Genomic DNA, 17,580 nt, shown 5'->3' with positions numbered 1-17,580 from the left:
AACGTTTCTACCCGCTCAATCCGACCAGTTGGATAGGCGAAGGTTTTTGGTAATGTATTTCAGTTGGTTAACGAATATCAAGCAAGCTTGGAAGGAACCCTATAGTGCGCTTAGCGAAGATTGCACGTCGAATTATCCTCTTTTCAGTACAGGGAGTAATGGTCAATTCTGGCTTTGCTAAACAGTTCCGCTAGTATCTGTCAGGCTAGATAGAATTTTACTATTCTCGTAGAATTCGTGCATTGGCGATGGTGGGGCGGGTAGAAAAACCGCGAAATATCGCTTGTCTAAGATGTCTGGAAGAATTAGCGCTTTACTGAGCCCTCGATTGGCGAATGAAAATTGCAATAAGCTCGTTTTGTAAGCGTGTAAGTAAAGTTCATTTAATAGAAATATTATATAAGTATTCTATGTTGGGAATACAGAGGAAATATTCTTGAGCGTAATAATTTTCGATACGGCCAATGATAACGTTATAGGCAGCGTTGTTGCGACTGGTAAAACTACCTATCAGTATGCAATAGAGAACCTTTTCCCACTCATTGATCGATTTTCAGGACAGCGTAAAATTCAAGATAGAAAATTCTACGCACGTCTTGAACGGGACATCTTAGATCACTGTCTAATGCCACCAATCACAATTGCGTTTGTTGAGAAAGGATTCTCACTTACAGAAAATGCAGAAATCTCAAAATATATAATGGACAATATCGATTCGGGCTATATCCTTGATGGAATTCAAAGACTCAACACCCTGCGGCGGGCAAGCGAGGATGCGAGATTTGATGGCACTCAGCCTTTGTATATTAATGTAATCATATCGCCTTCGGAGGATAAGCTTCTATATAGGATGATAACACTTAACAATGGCCAAAAGCCTATGACTCCACGACATCAGATCGAGATATTAACTCATGAGTTATTCGATTTCTCGGATGTCAGTATAACGGTTCAGTCAGAGAGAGAGCGTGCCGAAAATCTAGTTAAGGGATCCTTTGATTTGGGCGATTTGTCTAAGGCATACCTCGCATTTCTGACTGGGACAGTTAACAACGATAACAATAAAATTATCGGTGAGAAAATGGACCAGATTATCGTTGGTCGAATCATGGATAAGCAACCTAAGTTCGATGACATTGACTTCAAAGACGTAGTCCGTGAAATAGACCGCTTGAGCGAAAGCCAAAGAGTTAAAAAGTGGCTGAAAGTGGGAAATAACCTAATTGGTTTTTCAGTAGGAATTAAAAGTTCATATCGCGAAATATCTGAATCAACGATCGAAGACTTTGAAAGGTCCATTGATTTATTCGAGTCAGCGTTTAGGAATATTAATCCTTCAAAAGTTAATTTAGGTAAATATAGACGAGAGCTATCCCAGGTTTACATAGAGAACTATTTCAAGTATTCAAATCTAGATGAGCTGGAACTGACTGAGGTATTTATGGAGACTACCTCTTAATGGCTGATTATCTAACTTTCAGCTACTCAGACAATCTCCCCAGCAGAATAAAGGAAAGGATTCCGGAATTTCTTAAGATTAAAGAAAGTAGAAATCCAGAATTACTACTAATACTGCGTCTTTTATCTGGCAACGTAATACTTACTCATAACTACTCGGACACGATAATTAAAAGCAGGAAGAATTACTTTCATAGTGATTTATCTCGCTTTAGAAATTGGGGAAGAGATTTCCCCAGGCTGCTGTCCGAGGATACAACCGCCGAAGATCTTGCAATATTCATTAATAATACTAAGTTTACCAACAATAAATTCTATGAAGCGATATTGTCAGAAATATCGCATTTTTTGCTGCAGGAAAGAAAAGCATCTCATACTTCTGCATTTATATTTTTGTATCGGATACTAGAAAAAGTATCTTACGCTTTTCCGCTAATATACGCATCTAAAACCCAAGATTTCATGCGTTCATTCAACCAATTAAGGAATCTCATGACCGGAGACAGTGAAAAGAAAGAGCTTGGGTTCTTTAAAAAATTTGCAGTAACGTTATACGAAGGGGATAGTATCGCTCAGACTTCCGTCGATATAAAATTTGACGTAGCTAATGATTTAGTGAGGCAGCAAATGTTTAGGTCTGTAAAGGAAGCTATAGATCTGGGAATACTGCACGAGGATACAACTGAATTCGAAAAAATATCTATAAATTATTGTGATATGGGTAGTTTTATTATTCATATACGCAATCGATTTTTTCACAACCAAAGCATTGTCCCGAACAACATCAAAAGCAATAGAATAGTCGACTCAGATACATTTTTTAGCTTCATAAATCCAGTAGCTATGTATTGGCTGTCATTAGTTCTCCTGCAAATAATGTCGTTTAGCTTATCTGAATTCCAATTGCACAGGCGAAATGCTGTGGTTTAATGTTTATTTTGGGGCTATTCTTTCTTTTATTTTTCGCTTTTATGATTCAGTCATTAGGTGTCAATGGTGTTTATGGGTTGCAAGAGATTTACCAATGACGGAGAGTATTAAGTTTGAATGTTTATCACCTAGCTTCATGGCCGGACGCATACATTTTACATTGCCGCCTGGTGGGTCAAAATTAGATTGCCGTTGACATCAGAGCGCTCCAGCGTTTTAAACTGTAATCGATGGCCTTCGCCGTAGCAGTAAAAAGGTATGCTACCTAACTGGAGATCTGCTCACGTCTCTCAATCTACCCCCAGCGCCTTAAACACAGCCTCGACCGGGTCCCCATAGAAACTGGTCTGGAACTTGGTAAAAAGCTCTGCAGGTATAGTTGGCAAATCCTTGGCGCTAGCCATTGGCATGGCGACCCGCTTGGCGCCGGCATCAAATGCTACCTGCATACACTCGGCGAGGCTTTCCACGGGTGTGACAGAGCCGCCCAGAGACATCTCGCCCAATACCACAAGTTGGTTCTGCACGGGGCGGCCAAGCAGTCCGGAAGAGAATGCAACCAGGCTGGATAGCGCAAGTGGTATCAAGGGGCCAGTGCTTTGCAGGTCAACAACATGCAAATGAAAGTCATGATCCATAACCTTGGCGCTGCCGCTGATCCTTGTCGCATTCGCCTTGAAGTAATCAAAGGCTATCCGTACCTGCTCCTTCGCCGGATTCAGATTCCAAAGGCCCGAAGTCGCCAGTTTCCCAGAACCTTTGGTAACCTGCAGCTCTATTCTGTAGACGCCGGGCATATCCCTGTAACCAAGCCCAATCGTGTGCACGATTCCCGGTTTCCCTGGGCCTTCTGGTATCAGTTTCCCGCCTCCCTGTTCTTTGACAGAAACAAAATGCTCTTCCATGGTTTCATTATCGATGTAGCTAAAATGCACATCGTAAAACTCCATGCCGCCAATTTTTTTGAGCTGTTCTTTGACACGCCGACGAACTTGTAATGCGTACTCCAGGCACGGGCGTACATCGTCTTTTTCGAACTCACCATGGGGATGAAGAAGTTTTAAAAGGCCAGAGACAGTCTTGCGTACTGCTATCACATCGCGCTGGTTGAGATTGTTTCCAAGCTTGAAGTATTTATCAATAGCGTCGGCAAATCCACGCTTCCGCATCTCCCTAAAAAACTCTGCAAGATAGTCCGTAATCAGGCCGTAGCGGTTGGTAAAAAACTCGGGCCGCATTTTGGGTATTTCCCAGCCGGGTATGTAAGCGTGAAAGCGGTCAAAGAATGCTGAATCGATCATGGCGTCAGGGAAGGGGGCCAGTAGGTGACTGGTTTTGACCAGACTCTCGACGCTGTGATTGATATTGCCGACAAATACCATGGAGGCTGAGGCTTCCATTTGCTCCCGGCCACGCGCGAAGGATCCTGAAGCCATAAAGTCCTTCATGATCTGCACACCATCGCGGTCGGAGAACTTGATGCCAGCCACCTCATCAAAGGCGACAACATCCCATAAACCTACCAGCCCTATGCGCCGGGTGCTCATGTTGTAGAACAGGTTAGCGACCGTTGTCTGGCCGCCAGACACCAATATGCTGTTGGGAGAACACTCCTTGTAGATATGACTTTTACCGGTGCCACGAGGGCCGAGTTCGCAGACATTATAGTTGTTTTCCACAAACGGAATCATTCGGGCCAGCAGGTGCCACTGAACGTCTGTTTCCAGTGTGGAAGGCTCCATGCCAATAGAGCGCATAAGCGTTTCGCGCCATTGATCGGTGTTCAACTGTCGTCTGCCGTCAAACAGCTCGGCCATATTCATGTTGGGCATCTGTATAGGCTTTAACAAAGTGACACTGAACGGAGAGCCCGGTTGCCCTTCATCGTGGAAGTAACTTAGTGTCGCAATGACCCAGATTCCGCCTACCAGCAGCTTTTCATTCTCCTTTACGATACCTGCTGATATTTCAGCGTCTTTAATGCCCAGATTGCTGAACGCCGCTTCATAACGGTCTTTCTTTTCATTCAGGCGGACTGTGACTCGGTCAATCACCCTATACGTGCCGCGCTCTCTGGCCAGCGATTTGATCTTCTCGGCCTCATCGGGGCGGACATAGTTCTCTGCCAGAATGGTTTTAACATTCCTGAGCCCTTCGTCGATCACTTCCTGATCGTCGGTAGCACAATACATACCTAACAGATACTCGAGTACGTATACCGGTACGTTAGCCCCTTCCTTGATCAGCTTGGTCAGGTCTTTGCGAACCACACGTCCGGCGAAATGCTCGTTAAGCAGTTGGTCCAGGTCTTTTGTGGGCAAGTTGTCCATGGTGTCAATCTCATCTTAAAAGTCGTTGGTAATGGCTAGATCAATAATGACCCGGTAGCGCTCGGTTTCGGTTTTCAGATCTTTGTCCTTCAGCACCAGGAAGTAATCGCGTTTGCGATCAAAGTCGCTGCCTTGCAGCGACAGCCGTACCTGCTTAGTGCGCTCGCTCATGGAGTCGGTACTGCAATCGAATGTCACGGTCTCCTCACTGGAGATCAACTGGTCGCCGTCGTAGATACCCACTGACAGCGTTACGGGCATGACTCTGTCACTGACTGCCTCGGTTTGCAGCAAATCAAAGCGTTGGATGTTGTTTACCATCTTGAGGCTAGAGCGGGCAGAGATAACTTCCACTTTGCGCATCGAGCGTCGCTCGGCCTTTTCACCGCGGAGCTGGTTCACTGTCAGCACCGGCACCACAATTTCTTGAGGCATGGCGCCGCCGTGCACAAAACGGGCTCCGCCAACAAAATGAAAGCGGTTGGCTCCCTTAGGGATCCAGAACTCAGTGTCACTGCTGGTGCTGGCCGTGTGTTTTGTATTGCCGTGCCATACTTCCTTGTTGTGGGGCAATGAAGGACCAATCACATAGCGTTTTTTGCTCTTGATAATATTCCCCGGTACATCGGTAAGCTCGGTTTTGTCTACGCTGTTGGGCTTACTTTGTTGAAACAGGAAACCGTGATCCGCGGTGATGATCACTGTGCTGGTGTTAAAATGCATCAGTATTTTACGAGCCATCTCGTCCAATTCTTCTATGGCTTGTTCTACTGCGTCAAAGGTCTCTGCCTCTGTGGCGGCGCTGTCGCCACGAGCGTCAACTATGTTGTGGTAGACATAAACCAGTTGTTGGTCCTTTAAAGCCTCCCGGCCAGCTTCGCGAGACCAGGTTTTTACATCTTCAGCGCTGACTGCTATGCCACCATGAGCAGTCAGGACCTTATTCCGTGCAGCCGTGCCTTTCGTGGACTGACCGTCGGCCAATACCTCGTCTCCTGCGCCTTCCCGGTAATCCAAGCTCTTGTGTGGCAGCAGTGACGCCATGCCCAGCGTCGTATAGCTGGGCAATACACCTAACTGGCTGGACAGTTTGGCCTGGCTGTACCTTTTAGCGTCAATGCGCTCGCGCAGCTCAACGGCGGCTTCATAACGAAAGGCATCACTGATGATGACGGCGACACGTTTATTGCGCGAGCCATCAAACTGCGGTTGCACCCAGTGGCGGTAAAATTGCTGCTGGCCGGGAGTGCCAGGCATGTGCCAGTGGGCCAGACGATTCTCTGCTTCAAGTTTATCGCTCCAACTACGCGATAACTGAGCAATGTACCAATCCGCGTAACACGCTTCCACTGCAGAATCGAGCTCACGTAGCAAATCGATATGCGCTTTACGTGCGGCTGTCATATAATGCCGGTAAGCAGTATCAAAGCGATACAGCTCTTTCTCGTACGCCTTATAGATAGCTTCGCAACTGGGATAGTGAAACCCTGCAGCGTGACTGTGGCGTAGGCCAAACAGATCGATCGCCGCGCTTAGAGCGGCATAAATAAGTCGATATTTTTTCCGGGTTTGATCGTCTTTGTGGCGCGAAGCCCAGTAACCGTCCAGGCGATTTCTGATGATTTGCTCCAGGGTCGCCAGGTCGATTGCGCCGGCTTGCGGGATCGCATGACACAGCTCAACCACAATCTGCTTTTCTGCAGCCTCAAAGGTGGCAATGTTCGATAATGTCGGCAGGGGTAGTTCGCTGAGCTTCTGCTGTATACGCAGGGCGCTCCCCACCCAGTGTGAAATCGCGTCGTAAGCGGGATAAAACCGTGAGCTGTCTCTCCACCTGGAGAGCAAAGCACGTGATGTTGCTCGTGCTCCCGCAGAGGGAATGGCGATGCTCTTCGCCCAGGCAGGTATATCACCAACACTTTCACAAAACCCGGTGGTGAGAAGGCGAATCATCAGTTGCCCCAGACTGAAGGTATGCTCTCCACTGAGCTCTTCTGCGCTCACTGGATACCCTACTTCATTTTGCAGCGCTCTGAGCAGAGCCGGGAGCAGGTCGTATTTAATCAAGTCCTCAATAGCGGGCGGGTTCGTTTCCAAACCCAGATCATGAGCAGCAGCTTGTTCACCTAGCGTAAACAACAAGGTGGCAATGTCAGAGCCAGGTGCGCTGAGCGTGACGGCAATCATTGTCAGGTCAAGCTGTTCCGAGTCAGCATCGACGGCGACCACTCTCTTAAGCGCCGCAATTCGATTTTTGTTGGCTAGAAAGCGCTGCCGGTTCGCCAGATGTTTACGCAAGCTTTGTTGACTTAGGCCCAGCTCGTTAAATATCAACGAAATACGGTCGGCGTAGAAGCTGCGAGAATAGAGTTTGATGTCCAGTAGCCAGTCTTCTTTGATGTCGGGTTCTGCACTGGGGTAATAGAGCAGGTACTTGCCTTTCGGATCGTCCAGCTCTAAACGAAACTTCAGTGCCAGGCTGGCCTCCTGCGCCATGTCCAGCACCTGGATGCCCGGCAGTTCAAGCTGGTCGAGTTCTTCACGGAAACTTTGCTCGGCATCGTACCAGAACACGATACGGTGCTGTTCGGTGAAAAATGCCTGATGCAGACCCTGCTGTAGTTGTTTAGTGTCCATGGGTTACACCTGCCGGCGTTAGTTGATGAGCCATAATTGGGGGCCTGATTTGCTGTACTGAAAACGCAGTCTGTTGGACTTACCCCAGTCCCGTAGACACTTCCGGGCTATGATTGGACTTACCCCAGTCCCGTAGACACTTCCGGGCTATGATATTAGCATAGGAGGAAGTCATATGAGCAATGCACGATTTACCCCGGAATTCAAACAAGAAGCCGTTCGTCAAATAGTCGAACGTGGTTATACCGTGGCCGAAGTTTCAGAACGATTGGGTGTCTCTGCGCACAGCCTGTACAAGTGGATCAAAGCGATCAAGCCAGACAAATCCGATCAGCAGGCTGCCGAATTGGTGGCAGCAAAAAGTGAAGTTCTCACTCTTAAAGCGCAACTTCGTCGCACCGAGGAGGAGCGTGATATTCTAAAAAAGGCCGCGCGGTACTTTGCCAAGGAGCCCGAGTAAAGTACCGTTTCATGCTCGAGCATCGCAACGAGTTTGGCATACAGACCATGTGTCGTGTGCTGAAAGTGGCCCGAGCCGGATACTACCAATGGCTGCACAAGCCCTTATCGGATCGGACAATCGAGGATCAGCGATTACTGGGGCTGATCCGTGCGTCCTACGAGGGCAGCGGTGGCGTATATGGCGCGCCACGCGTGTACCAGGATCTGCGAGAGGTTGGCGAGGGTTGCGGTAAAAATCGTGTCGCCCGAATCATGAAGTGCAACAAGATCAAGGCCCTTAGAGGCTACAAGGCACCCAGGGCGCAAGGCGGCAGGCCCGCTCTTATTGCTGCCAATGCGCTGAACCGGGAGTTTACGGTCGCAGCACCGGATACGGCCTGGGTAACCGACATTACCTATATACGTACTTGGCAGGGGTGGCTTTATCTGGCCGTTGTGCTGGATCTGTTCTCCCGCAAAGTCATCGGTTGGTCGATGAAGCCCACGATTCATAGAGAGCTGGTGCTTGACGCGTTGATGATGGCCGTGTGGCGACGAAAGCCGGTAAAGCCGGTGATCATCCACTCAGACCAGGGCTCACAGTATGGTAGTGATGATTGGGTAAGGTTTTGCAAATCAAACAAGCTTGAGCCGAGCATGAGCAGGCGTGCCAATTGCTGGGACAACGCAGTTGCCGAATCCTTTTTTAGCAGCCTGAAAAAGGAGCGCATAAAGAAGCGCATCTACAAAACACGAGAAATGGCGCGTGCTGATGTGTTCGACGTAAGCGTCCGGCCATCACATCTTGATCTGAGGTGCGCCGGATTGTAACAGTACGGTCATAGCAACCTGTAAGCTGTTTATGTGTGCCAATTAATGCGAAGAATCTTCGAGAGGCAGAGGATCTGCTATTACGCTTGGTTGTTGCCGATAGATACAGCCCCGTCATCCAAGTAGTGGGTCTGCGCGCCCAAAGTTTCAGTTGCGTCGCGTATTCATTTACCTATTCTTCCACACATATCTGAATGCGATAGTTTCGCACTCACGGCCCTGTGCGGAGGGTGGCGGATAACTGCCACCCCTACCGAGGCCGCAATGACGTCATAAAGAATAGAAAGCCATCCCAACCAAAGCGCTAAGCCCGAGAACCTTTATCATCCCAATCTTGAGGTAGAATACCGCCAGTAGCGCAGCGATAGTCATTAGTAAAGAGGGTATATCGATCGTGTTCAGCACAGGCACATCTACCGTCAACCCATAGGCATGGATTTCACGCACTTCGAATAGCACGTGCATCGCGAACCAGAGTGCAAGATTAAGGATGACACCCGCCACTGCCGCCGTGATTGCCGCGAGGGCTGCTGAGAGTGCCTTATGGCCGCGTAAGGTTTCAATGAAGGGGGCGCCCAGAAAAATCCATAAGAAACAGGGCACAAATGTTACCCAGGTAGTCAGTACAGCGGCGAATGTCGCAACTGTATAGGGGTTCATAGTCCCTGGATCCCGGAAAGCCGCCAAAAAACCGACAAACTGGACCACCTGAATCAGCGGTCCGGGGGTTGTTTCCGCCATGCCCAGACCGTCAAGCATCTCTTCTGGGGTCAGCCATCCAAAGTTTTCCACGGCCGCCTGGCTCACGTAAGCGAGAACAGCGTACGCGCCCCCAAAGGTCGCCATCGCCATCTTGCTGAAGAATATGGCTATCTGGGAAAAGACATTTTCCATCCCCACCGTCTGGATTAATAACACAATCGGTCCGAACCATAGAATCAGCAGAATCAGTGATATTCGGATGGACCAAGAGACGGTGGGTTTGGCATGCGCCGGTATGGTGGCGCCTAATGCTGAGTCCTCATCGGACAGACCCTCTCCCTGCTTGCCATGGCTGGTATCAATGACAAAGGCAGGCATTCCGGTACGGCCACCGAAGTAACCTATTAGCGCTGCCGAGAGAATAATGAGTGGGAACGGTATGCCGAGGAAGAAAATAGCCACGAACGCGGCAGCTGCCAGACCCAGCATGACATTATTCTTCAGTGCACGGGAGCCGATTCGCACGACGGCCTGCAGTACAATGGCCAACACGGCGGTCTTGAGGCCAAAGAATAAGCCTTCAACTGCGCTGATGTTGCCATAGAGCACATAGATATAACTGAGCGCCATAATTGAAAGGAATCCTGGCAGCACGAACAGAATGCCGGCAGCGAGCCCCCCTTTTGTCTTGTGCAGCAACCAGCCGATATATATCGCGAGCTGCTGCGCCTCTGGTCCCGGCAGGAGCATGCAGTAGTTCAGCGCATGCAGGAATCGGTTTTCGCCGATCCATTTTTTCTCCTCCACCAGAATCCGGTGCATCACGGCGATCTGACCGGCGGGGCCGCCAAAGGACAGTGCAGCGACCCGCATCCAAACCCACAATGCTTCCGAAAAAGGTATGTTATGCCCGCCGGTTTCCGGAGCGTTATCTTCGGCTTTCACGTTGCGAGTGTCCGTCATTGCAAACCCTTCCTTTTGAAATACCTATAGAGATCGGCGAACACGACTGAGCCCCGTCGAATACGCTCGTCGTCATCAGAAGTCGACAGGCAGATGCTGGTGATCAAGGTTCTTATGCCGGCGACTTCTTCTCGGGCGAACTTGCCGTCCTTAATGTCTATATCATGAACAATTTCAGCGATTTTCTGCAGGGCAGGCACCTCCAAGCCGGCTCGCAACAGGAGTACCTCAAATGTGCAGTTATCACCTTCATGAGTGAATTCGGCTTCAAACATATCGAATCGCAACTCGCCATCCTCAGGGATGTATCCTGTGGCCGCCACGAATTTGAGTTGCATCTCCGGATCGATAAAGCGTCGTATTAACCAAGCAGATGCAATTCGGTCTACATGTACGCCTTTGCGTGTCACCCAAACGCTACCTTGTGGAATGGCTGAAGACGCGGTTTTTTTAACCTCGTTATCTACTTTCTCAGTGGCATTCTTGAGATTATCTTCGAGAGCCGAAAGCAACCCCTCGGCCGCTTCACGGCCATTTGCCCCAAAGAAGTCGATTGCCTCAATTTCTATTAGTTTCTTGCGAAGGCGAACAATTTGATTGCGCACATCCCCCGTTTCCTGCTCTTTATCGTTCTTGATTGCTTCGTCAAGCGCGCGAGCCTCTGTTGCCACAGCGTCGTAGTCCGCATCTCTGGCCTGATCAAACAGTTGACGAACCTGGGCATCAGTCAAACCATCCACAAACTGCGTTTCACAAATCAGGCCTTCACCGCTGCCTTCCTCGATCTCGCGCAGTAACCACTCATAGTCCTCCAAAGACTCTTCGTTCGCGGGCAGGGCATAGACGGAGCTTTTGACAGCAATCGCACCTATGCCCTGCAGTCTTCGCCAGATTTTGACCCTCAAATAAGCCGGTTTCGAAGGTAGCTGGAATATCAATAAAAGCCATTTTTCACGGCTGGCCGCCTGATTTTCGGAGATTTTTTCGCTCATATGTAGAATGTATCTTCAGTCATGGCCGTAAGCAACACTTGTATCATCGAAATGATGAGTTTATCCTCCAAGATCTCATAAGCATATGTAAGGAGCAATCCAATGCGAACGCTATGCACTACAGCTCTCATTTCAGTTCTAGGACTTGCCACCAATCCTGCAAGCGCACAGGTTGACTGGCCTGAGGTGGGCGAAATCTTGGCTCGGCCTGTGAGCGGCCAGGCTGGGGAAGTCCACCGTTTCGGTTTCCCACGCACGGATCTCGAGGTGGTTTTAGACGGCACTAATGTCATGCCGGGACTCGCACTGGGCACATGGCTCGCTTTCCACCCCACCGATGATGATCAGGTCATGGTGATGGGAGATCTTGTTCTGCTTGAGGAGGAGGTAAACCCTGTGATGAAGCGGCTCGCCGAAGGGGGGGTGGAAGTGACAGCTATCCATAACCATTTGCTGCGCGCCCAGCCATTCCCGATGTACATGCATGTGGAGGCACATGGTGATCCCATAGAACTGGCCAAAACCTTCAGGGATGCCATTGCCCTTAGTGAAACGCCCATGAACAGTCCTACAGCAAACAGCGCAGAGCAAGGCCTGGATTTCAACAGCGAAATCATCGCACAGGTGCTGGAGCATGAAGGAAGTGCCGACGGCGGTGTTTATAAAGTCAGCATTCCCCGTGCAGCGCCTATCAGTGAGGATGGCATGGCCCTGCCCGCAGGAATGGGTGCTGAGATTGCTATAAATTTCCAGTCTGCCGGCGGCGACGAGGCTGCAACTACCGGCGACTTTGTTCTGACAGCGGACGAAGTCAATCCAGTTCTGCGAGCTTTGCGTGACAACGATATCGAGGTTACCGCGCTGCATAATCACATGCTTGAGGAGGAACCCCGGCTGTTTTTTATGCATTTCTGGGGAGTGGGCGCACCGGAAGCGCTGGCAAGGGGGCTTAAGTCGGCCCTAGACCTGGTGAATGTGCAGTAGCATGTGAAGATAAATGCTTGCATGCGGAGACGATCCCGAAGACCCAGTACAGCCCGAGATTCTACCATTGCCCTGTAGCTTTAGTGATCTGCCTCCTGTTTTCCACGGGGGTTGTTGCGACCGAAGAGATTCAAGGCGGAGTGCAATATGCGACGGATCTGCGCATCGACCTTTCGTCAAACAGCCGCCGCCCGGACCTTTAACTTCCAACTCCCAGCTATGGGGCGTGATACGAATGATCATTTGGCCGAAACGCAGTCTTCGATATATGGTATCGATGCCGAGAAGACATGAAGAGAAATCTGACCTCCTGCGTGGAGCGTCGTGACCGCAATGTTCAGGCAAAAATCAGTATGGCGTATTAGGGGTCGTGTGCCAATAATATCTATGATTCAATCTGGAAAAGTCTTACTTTAAGCCTAACTCGTTACGAGGATTATGTATGTTTAGATTATCAGCAGCGCTGCTTGTCAGCCTCTTCGCGATCAGCGCAGCTCAGGGACAGGATGGGAATGTCGAGCGCGGCCAAACAATATTCGAGTCGGAATGTTCCAGGTGCCATGTTCCCGCCGAGATGGATGGCCGGCTTCGAGCACGCTGGATAGGTCGTACGGGTGACGAGTTGTTCAATCAAATCCGAACGACCATGCCAGCAGAGACCCCGGGCTCATTGACCAATACTCAGTATCTTGATCTGACCGCATTTATTCTCCAGTCGGGCAATATCCAGATCCCTAATGGCCAGATTTCGGCCAATGCTCTAGCGGAACTTCGAATTAACCCTGGAGCGGCTGAGGTGGCTCAAACTGGCAGCCAGCCGTGGACTCATTACAATGGTGATGAACGCTCAATTCGCTACTCTCCGCTGGACCAGATTAACTCTTCCAATGTAGACTCATTGAAGATCGCGTGGACATTTGACACCGGTCCCTTCGGCCCACGGCCAGAGACAGTTAGTGTCACGACGCCGCTGATGGTTAATGGGACGCTTTACGCGACGGCAGGCGCAACTCGAAATGTGGTTGCGTTGGATGCAGGTTCCGGGCAAATCAAATGGACGTGGAATCCGCAGGAAGGACAACGCTTTGAAGATGCTCCTCGCAAAGGGTCTGGCAAAGGTCTGACCTATTACAATAATAATGGCCAAGAAATTATTTTTACTATTACACCAGGGTATTTTCTTGTTGCTTTGGACGCTCAGACGGGCCGCCCAATAGAATCGTTCGGCTCCGATGGGTGGGTGGATTTGCAGCAGGGCCTGCGTCTTGGCCCAGGTCGTGACGATATAGATATCGGTATGTCCTTTATGCCACTGGCAATAGATGGGGTTGTGATCACTGGCGCAGCACATCTTGTGGGCATGCGCCCAATTGCCCGCGAGAACGTAAAGGGAGATATCCGTGGATTTGATGTCTCGACCGGGGAGCTTTTGTGGACATTCAAAACCATTCCCGAGCCTGGCGATATTGGCTATGAGTCCTGGATTTCCGGTGCAGATTTTACAGGTAACGCCGGAGTGTGGGCGCCCATGTCTGCCGATAAAGAGCTGGGGCTGGTCTACTTGCCCGTAGAATCTGCAACGGGCGATCGATATGGCGGAGACCGGCCTGGCAATAATCTTTTCTCCAGCTCGACGGTCGCAGTAGATTACAAGACGGGCGAAATGAAGTGGTACTTCCAAACTACCCATCACGACATCTGGGACTGGGATACGCCTTCGGCGCCACTGCTGGTCGATTTGCCGGATGGCACTCGCGCGGCAATCCAGACGCTAAAACAATCGCACCTGTTCATGTTCGATCGAAAAACCGGTGAGCCACTGTTTCCTGTCGAAGAGCGCCCAGTACCACAAACTGATGTGCCAGGCGAGTGGACCGCCGCAACACAGCCATTCCCCTTACTTCCTGCTCCTTACGACCGTCAGGGCTTTCAAGAAGACGACCTTGTCGATTTCACCCCAGAGATACACGCGAAAGCGATGGAGATAGCGTCTGATTATCGAATGAGCGAGTCTCCATTCACGCCGCCCTCTGTTTTTAAAGGGCCAGATGGCACGCTTGGAACCTTGCTCCTGCCCTCTGCTACTGGGGGATCGAATTGGGAGGGCGCTGCCTATGACCCAGATACGGGCATAATCTATGTTCCATCCAGAACGGCAACAAGCGTGATGGCACTGGTCAACGATCCTGCAGCCTCCAGCGTGGCGTATATCCATGGTGGTGGCACGCCCCCCAACGTCGAAGGAATCCCACTGGTGAAACCACCTTATGGGCGGATCACTGCAATTAATATGGTCACGGGTGAACATGTTTGGCAGGTTGCGAATGGCGACACGCCAGATGAAATCGCAAATCATCCCTTGCTTCAAGGCATCGACATTGGACGTACCGGCAAACCCACCCGGTCAGGTCTGGTGTTGACCAAATCACTCTTGTTTGCCGGCGAAGGTGTAGGCGGGAGCCCGGTCCTTTGGGCGTTGGACAAAACTACGGGGTCTATTGTAGCCGAAATAGAAATGCCCGGCACCGTAACAGGTGTCCCTATGACGTACATGCACAATGGCAAGCAGTATCTGGTGATGGCTATTAGCACGCCCGGCAGCTCATCCAGAATTGTTGCCTTAACTCTTGAATGAAAATCTCGTAAGGGTATTTATTTCCGGGGAATTGATATGGTAAGCAGGCAGGGTCGGAAGCGGTTAGGGTGTAGCTATGCGGACCTTCAACCAGATAAAGGATGTCTCCACGACCAACAATGAGCTTGTCAAGCACTTCCCTGGGCAACTCAATACCCAACGAGCTACCGACGTGTGTCAATTTGACCTTAATCATGGAGTCCGTTTTCGTAACACTCCGGCCATCAAAATTTAACAGCGGCTTCCGGCTGCCAGTTGTGTGGCAGTAGTTCACTAATGGCACTGGCCTTGTGTGTTGGCAGCCTGGCCAATACATCTTTGAGATAGGCGTACGGATCTTGCCCATTCAGTCTGGCTGATTGTATCAGGCTCATCACCGCAGCGGCGCGTCGCCCACTGCGAAGCGAGCCGGCAAACAGCCAGTTGCTGCGACCCAGCGCCCAGGGGCGGATCTGGTTCTCAACCTGATTGTTGTCGATGGGCACGGCCCCATCATCCAGATAACGGGTCAGCGCGCTCCAGCGTTTTAAACTGTAATCGATGGCCTTGGCTGTAGCAGTGCCATCGGGCACCTTCTGCCGATGGGCGATCAGCCAGGTGTGCAAATCATCGGCCAGGGGTTTACCTTTTTGTTGTCGTAGTAAGTACCGCTGCTGGGGATCCAGGGGTTTGGCCTGACGCTCGACCTCATAGAGCCTGCCGATCTGCTCCAACGCAGTGGCTGCCAATGTACTTTTGTTCGTTTCGTGCAGTTCAAAGAACTTGCGACGGGCATGAGCCATACAACCGATCTCGGTGATGCCCTGACCGAAGCTGGCTTTGTAACCACTGTAGTCGTCGCAGATCAGTTTGCCCTGCCAGCCATCAAGGAAGCGCCGAGCATGTTCACCGGCGCGTCCGGGTGCAAAGTCATAGACCACCGCTTTGGTATCGGCATAAGGGGTGGTGCAGTAGGCCCAGATGTACGCACGGTGAGTCTTTTTCTTGCCCGGCTCCAGCACCGGTACCGGTGTTTCATCGGCGTGCACCACCGGGTGACTCAGGATGGTGTCTCGCAGTGCATCAGCCAACGGTTGTAAGGCCTGGCCGCAGCGGCCGACCCAGTCAGCCAATGTGGAACGAGCCAACGGGTAACCGGCCCGACCAAAGATCTGCTCCTGGCGGTACAGCGGCAGATGATCGGCGTACTTGGCTACCAGTACATGAGCCAGCAGGCCGGTGGTGGGCAGGCCTTTGTCGATCACATGCGCCGGTATCGCCGCCTGGGTCAGTGTTTCACACTCGGTGCACACCCACTTGCCACGGATGTGCTGCTCAACACTGAACACGCCCGGGGTGTAGTCCAGTTTCTCGCTGACGTCTTCACCGATGCGCTTTAACTGGCAGCCGCACTGGCATTGGGTGTTGTCCGGTTCATGCCGTATCTTTGTACGAGGCAGCTCCGCCGGCAATGCCACACGCTTGGGCTGCGCTTTGGGTTTGTTGCTGATGGGTTCATCTTCTATCTGATCAGCCCACTCCTGCTCGATGGCACTGGTATCGGCATCGATGATGTCTTCTAACAGGCTTTGCTGCAGAGGGCTGAGCTTCTCGCTGTGTTTGCCGAACTTCAAACGACGCAGCAGCAACAACTCGTGCGAGAGCTTGGCGTTGACCGCTTCCAGGTGTCGGTTGCGCTGCTCGGCGGTCACAGTGCGCTGCTGAAATGTCTGCAACTGCTGCTTCTGGTCCGCCGCACTGCCCATCAGTTGGGCAACCAGGTTGCGCAGCTGTTCGGCATCGAGTTTGTTCAGATCAACTTGAGTCATGCCGTCAGTATGCCACTGACCCGCGCTGACTTTGATACGCTTAATGGGTGATAGCATTTACCGCAAGGTTATGATTCGATACAACTTACAGGAGACTGATGACGCCTGCTTCACCGACTCGCTGCCAGGGCAGACCCTGAACCAGCGCACTGAGCTGCTCATCGCTGAGCGTCAGTTGCGGGGCGCGCCAGGATTCAGCCCAGTGAAACTTGCCGCGGTTGAGCCTGCGGGCACACAGCCAGATGCCAAGACCATCGTGGATCAACACCTTCATCCGGTTGGCGCGTTTGTTAGCGAAAAGATACGCACAATGCGGCCGGGCACTGCCAAACACCTGCACCACCCGGGCCAGCGCCGTGTCCGGCCCGGCGCGCATATCCAGCGGCTCGGTGGCCAGCCAGATCTGATCGATGCGGATCACTACAGAAGTTCTCGCAGCAGCGCCAGGCAGCGATCAGTTTGTGACACCGGGCAACTGATGTTGATGCTTTGCTGGCGATACGGGATTTCCACACGGATCGCCTCAGTATCAGCAGCGCGCTTTACTGGCGGCGCCGGTTGCACAGGGGCATTGGCATTTATCGGCAAAGCGACAAAGCCAGGTGCCTTGTGAGTACTTTTGCTCTGCGCCAGACGTATCCATTTACGCAGCATATTGGCGTTGAGTCCGTGCTCCAGCGCGATGCGGGCCACCGAGGCGCCAGGTTGCGCACAGGCGGTAATCACGTTGTGTTTAAAGGCCTTGGTGTAACGTTTGCGCTTCGGCGCCGGATTGACTACGCTTATTTCGTTCATGATAGGTGTCCGCTTAAAAATAGGTGGACACTATCGAATCAGGAGCACATCGGTTCAAGATGTGATGGCCGGAC

The 17,580-nt window shown here is 51.1% G+C and carries 11 protein-coding genes and 1 pseudogene; 5 read left to right on the top strand and 7 right to left on the bottom strand.

Features of this window, described 5'->3' with window-relative positions; translation table 11 throughout:
* Positions 1 to 436 precede the first annotated feature (436 nt).
* Together ENH71_RS08995 and ENH71_RS08990 are read left to right on the top strand one after the other, a co-directional pair.
* On the top strand, positions 437 to 1,459 hold the full coding sequence (locus tag ENH71_RS08995; protein WP_294137716.1) for a hypothetical protein: 1,023 nt from the start codon (positions 437 to 439) through the stop codon (positions 1,457 to 1,459).
* Positions 1,459 to 2,388 carry a hypothetical protein gene (locus ENH71_RS08990; protein WP_294137713.1) on the top strand — a complete coding sequence of 310 codons (930 nt, stop codon included), beginning with the start codon at positions 1,459 to 1,461 and terminating at the stop codon, positions 2,386 to 2,388. Before ENH71_RS08995 ends, ENH71_RS08990 begins: the two co-directional genes overlap by 1 nt.
* A gap of 290 nt (positions 2,389 to 2,678) precedes the next feature.
* Here ENH71_RS08990 and brxL read toward each other — a convergent pair whose 3' ends face one another.
* Both brxL and pglZ read right to left on the bottom strand, forming a co-directional pair.
* Positions 2,679 to 4,718 (bottom strand): protease Lon-related BREX system protein BrxL, encoded by a 2,040-nt coding sequence (gene brxL, locus ENH71_RS08985; protein WP_294137710.1) that lies wholly within the window; start codon positions 4,716 to 4,718, stop codon positions 2,679 to 2,681.
* A 15-nt stretch (positions 4,719 to 4,733) separates the two neighbouring features.
* Positions 4,734 to 7,355 (bottom strand): BREX-1 system phosphatase PglZ type A, encoded by a 2,622-nt coding sequence (gene pglZ, locus ENH71_RS08980; RefSeq protein WP_294137708.1) that lies wholly within the window; start codon positions 7,353 to 7,355, stop codon positions 4,734 to 4,736.
* Between the two features lie 175 nt (positions 7,356 to 7,530).
* On the opposite strand from pglZ, the pseudogene ENH71_RS08975 reads away from it, so the two are divergent.
* Positions 7,531 to 8,579 (top strand): annotated as a pseudogene (locus tag ENH71_RS08975) (IS3 family transposase); the annotation flags it as partial.
* 318 nt (positions 8,580 to 8,897) lie between these two features.
* On the opposite strand, the gene chrA reads toward ENH71_RS08975, so the two are convergent.
* Together chrA and ENH71_RS08965 are read right to left on the bottom strand one after the other, a co-directional pair.
* The gene (gene chrA, locus ENH71_RS08970) at positions 8,898 to 10,292 is read right to left on the bottom strand and encodes a chromate efflux transporter (protein ID WP_317622745.1); all 1,395 of its coding nucleotides are present in this window, start codon (positions 10,290 to 10,292) and stop codon (positions 8,898 to 8,900) included.
* Positions 10,289 to 11,284, bottom strand: coding sequence for a chromate resistance protein ChrB domain-containing protein (locus ENH71_RS08965; RefSeq protein WP_294137704.1), 996 nt, complete (start codon positions 11,282 to 11,284; stop codon positions 10,289 to 10,291). Before ENH71_RS08965 ends, chrA begins: the two co-directional genes overlap by 4 nt.
* A 102-nt stretch (positions 11,285 to 11,386) precedes the next feature.
* Between ENH71_RS08965 and ENH71_RS08960 the strand changes: the two genes are divergently transcribed.
* Complete coding sequence (locus ENH71_RS08960) at positions 11,387 to 12,268, top strand: DUF1259 domain-containing protein (RefSeq protein WP_294137702.1); 882 nt, start codon at positions 11,387 to 11,389, stop codon at positions 12,266 to 12,268.
* Positions 12,269 to 12,914: 646 nt separating this feature from the next.
* Positions 12,915 to 14,903: a PQQ-binding-like beta-propeller repeat protein gene (locus ENH71_RS08955; RefSeq protein WP_294137700.1), complete on the top strand. Its 1,989-nt coding sequence runs from the start codon at positions 12,915 to 12,917 to the stop codon at positions 14,901 to 14,903.
* Positions 14,904 to 15,127: 224 nt separating this feature from the next.
* Here the strand turns inward: ENH71_RS08955 and tnpC are convergent, their stop codons facing one another.
* From tnpC to tnpA, 3 genes are all read right to left on the bottom strand, one after another.
* The gene (gene tnpC / locus ENH71_RS08950; RefSeq protein ID WP_294137698.1) at positions 15,128 to 16,711 is read right to left on the bottom strand and encodes an IS66 family transposase; all 1,584 of its coding nucleotides are present in this window, start codon (positions 16,709 to 16,711) and stop codon (positions 15,128 to 15,130) included.
* An 85-nt stretch (positions 16,712 to 16,796) separates the two neighbouring features.
* Entirely contained in the window at positions 16,797 to 17,132 is a 336-nt protein-coding gene (gene tnpB, locus ENH71_RS08945; RefSeq protein ID WP_294137697.1) for an IS66 family insertion sequence element accessory protein TnpB, read from the bottom strand.
* Positions 17,132 to 17,506: an IS66-like element accessory protein TnpA gene (tnpA, locus tag ENH71_RS08940; protein WP_294137696.1), complete on the bottom strand. Its 375-nt coding sequence runs from the start codon at positions 17,504 to 17,506 to the stop codon at positions 17,132 to 17,134. The genes tnpB and tnpA overlap by 1 nt, the downstream gene beginning before the upstream one ends.
* Positions 17,507 to 17,580 lie beyond the last annotated feature (74 nt).

Origin of the sequence: Pseudohongiella sp., assembly GCF_011050365.1 — a bacterium.
In the GTDB taxonomy this organism is placed as follows: Bacteria; Pseudomonadota; Gammaproteobacteria; order Pseudomonadales; family Pseudohongiellaceae; genus Pseudohongiella.
The sequence above is the reverse complement of the archived record's forward strand: the minus strand, read 5'-3'. Positions and strand labels throughout refer to the sequence as shown.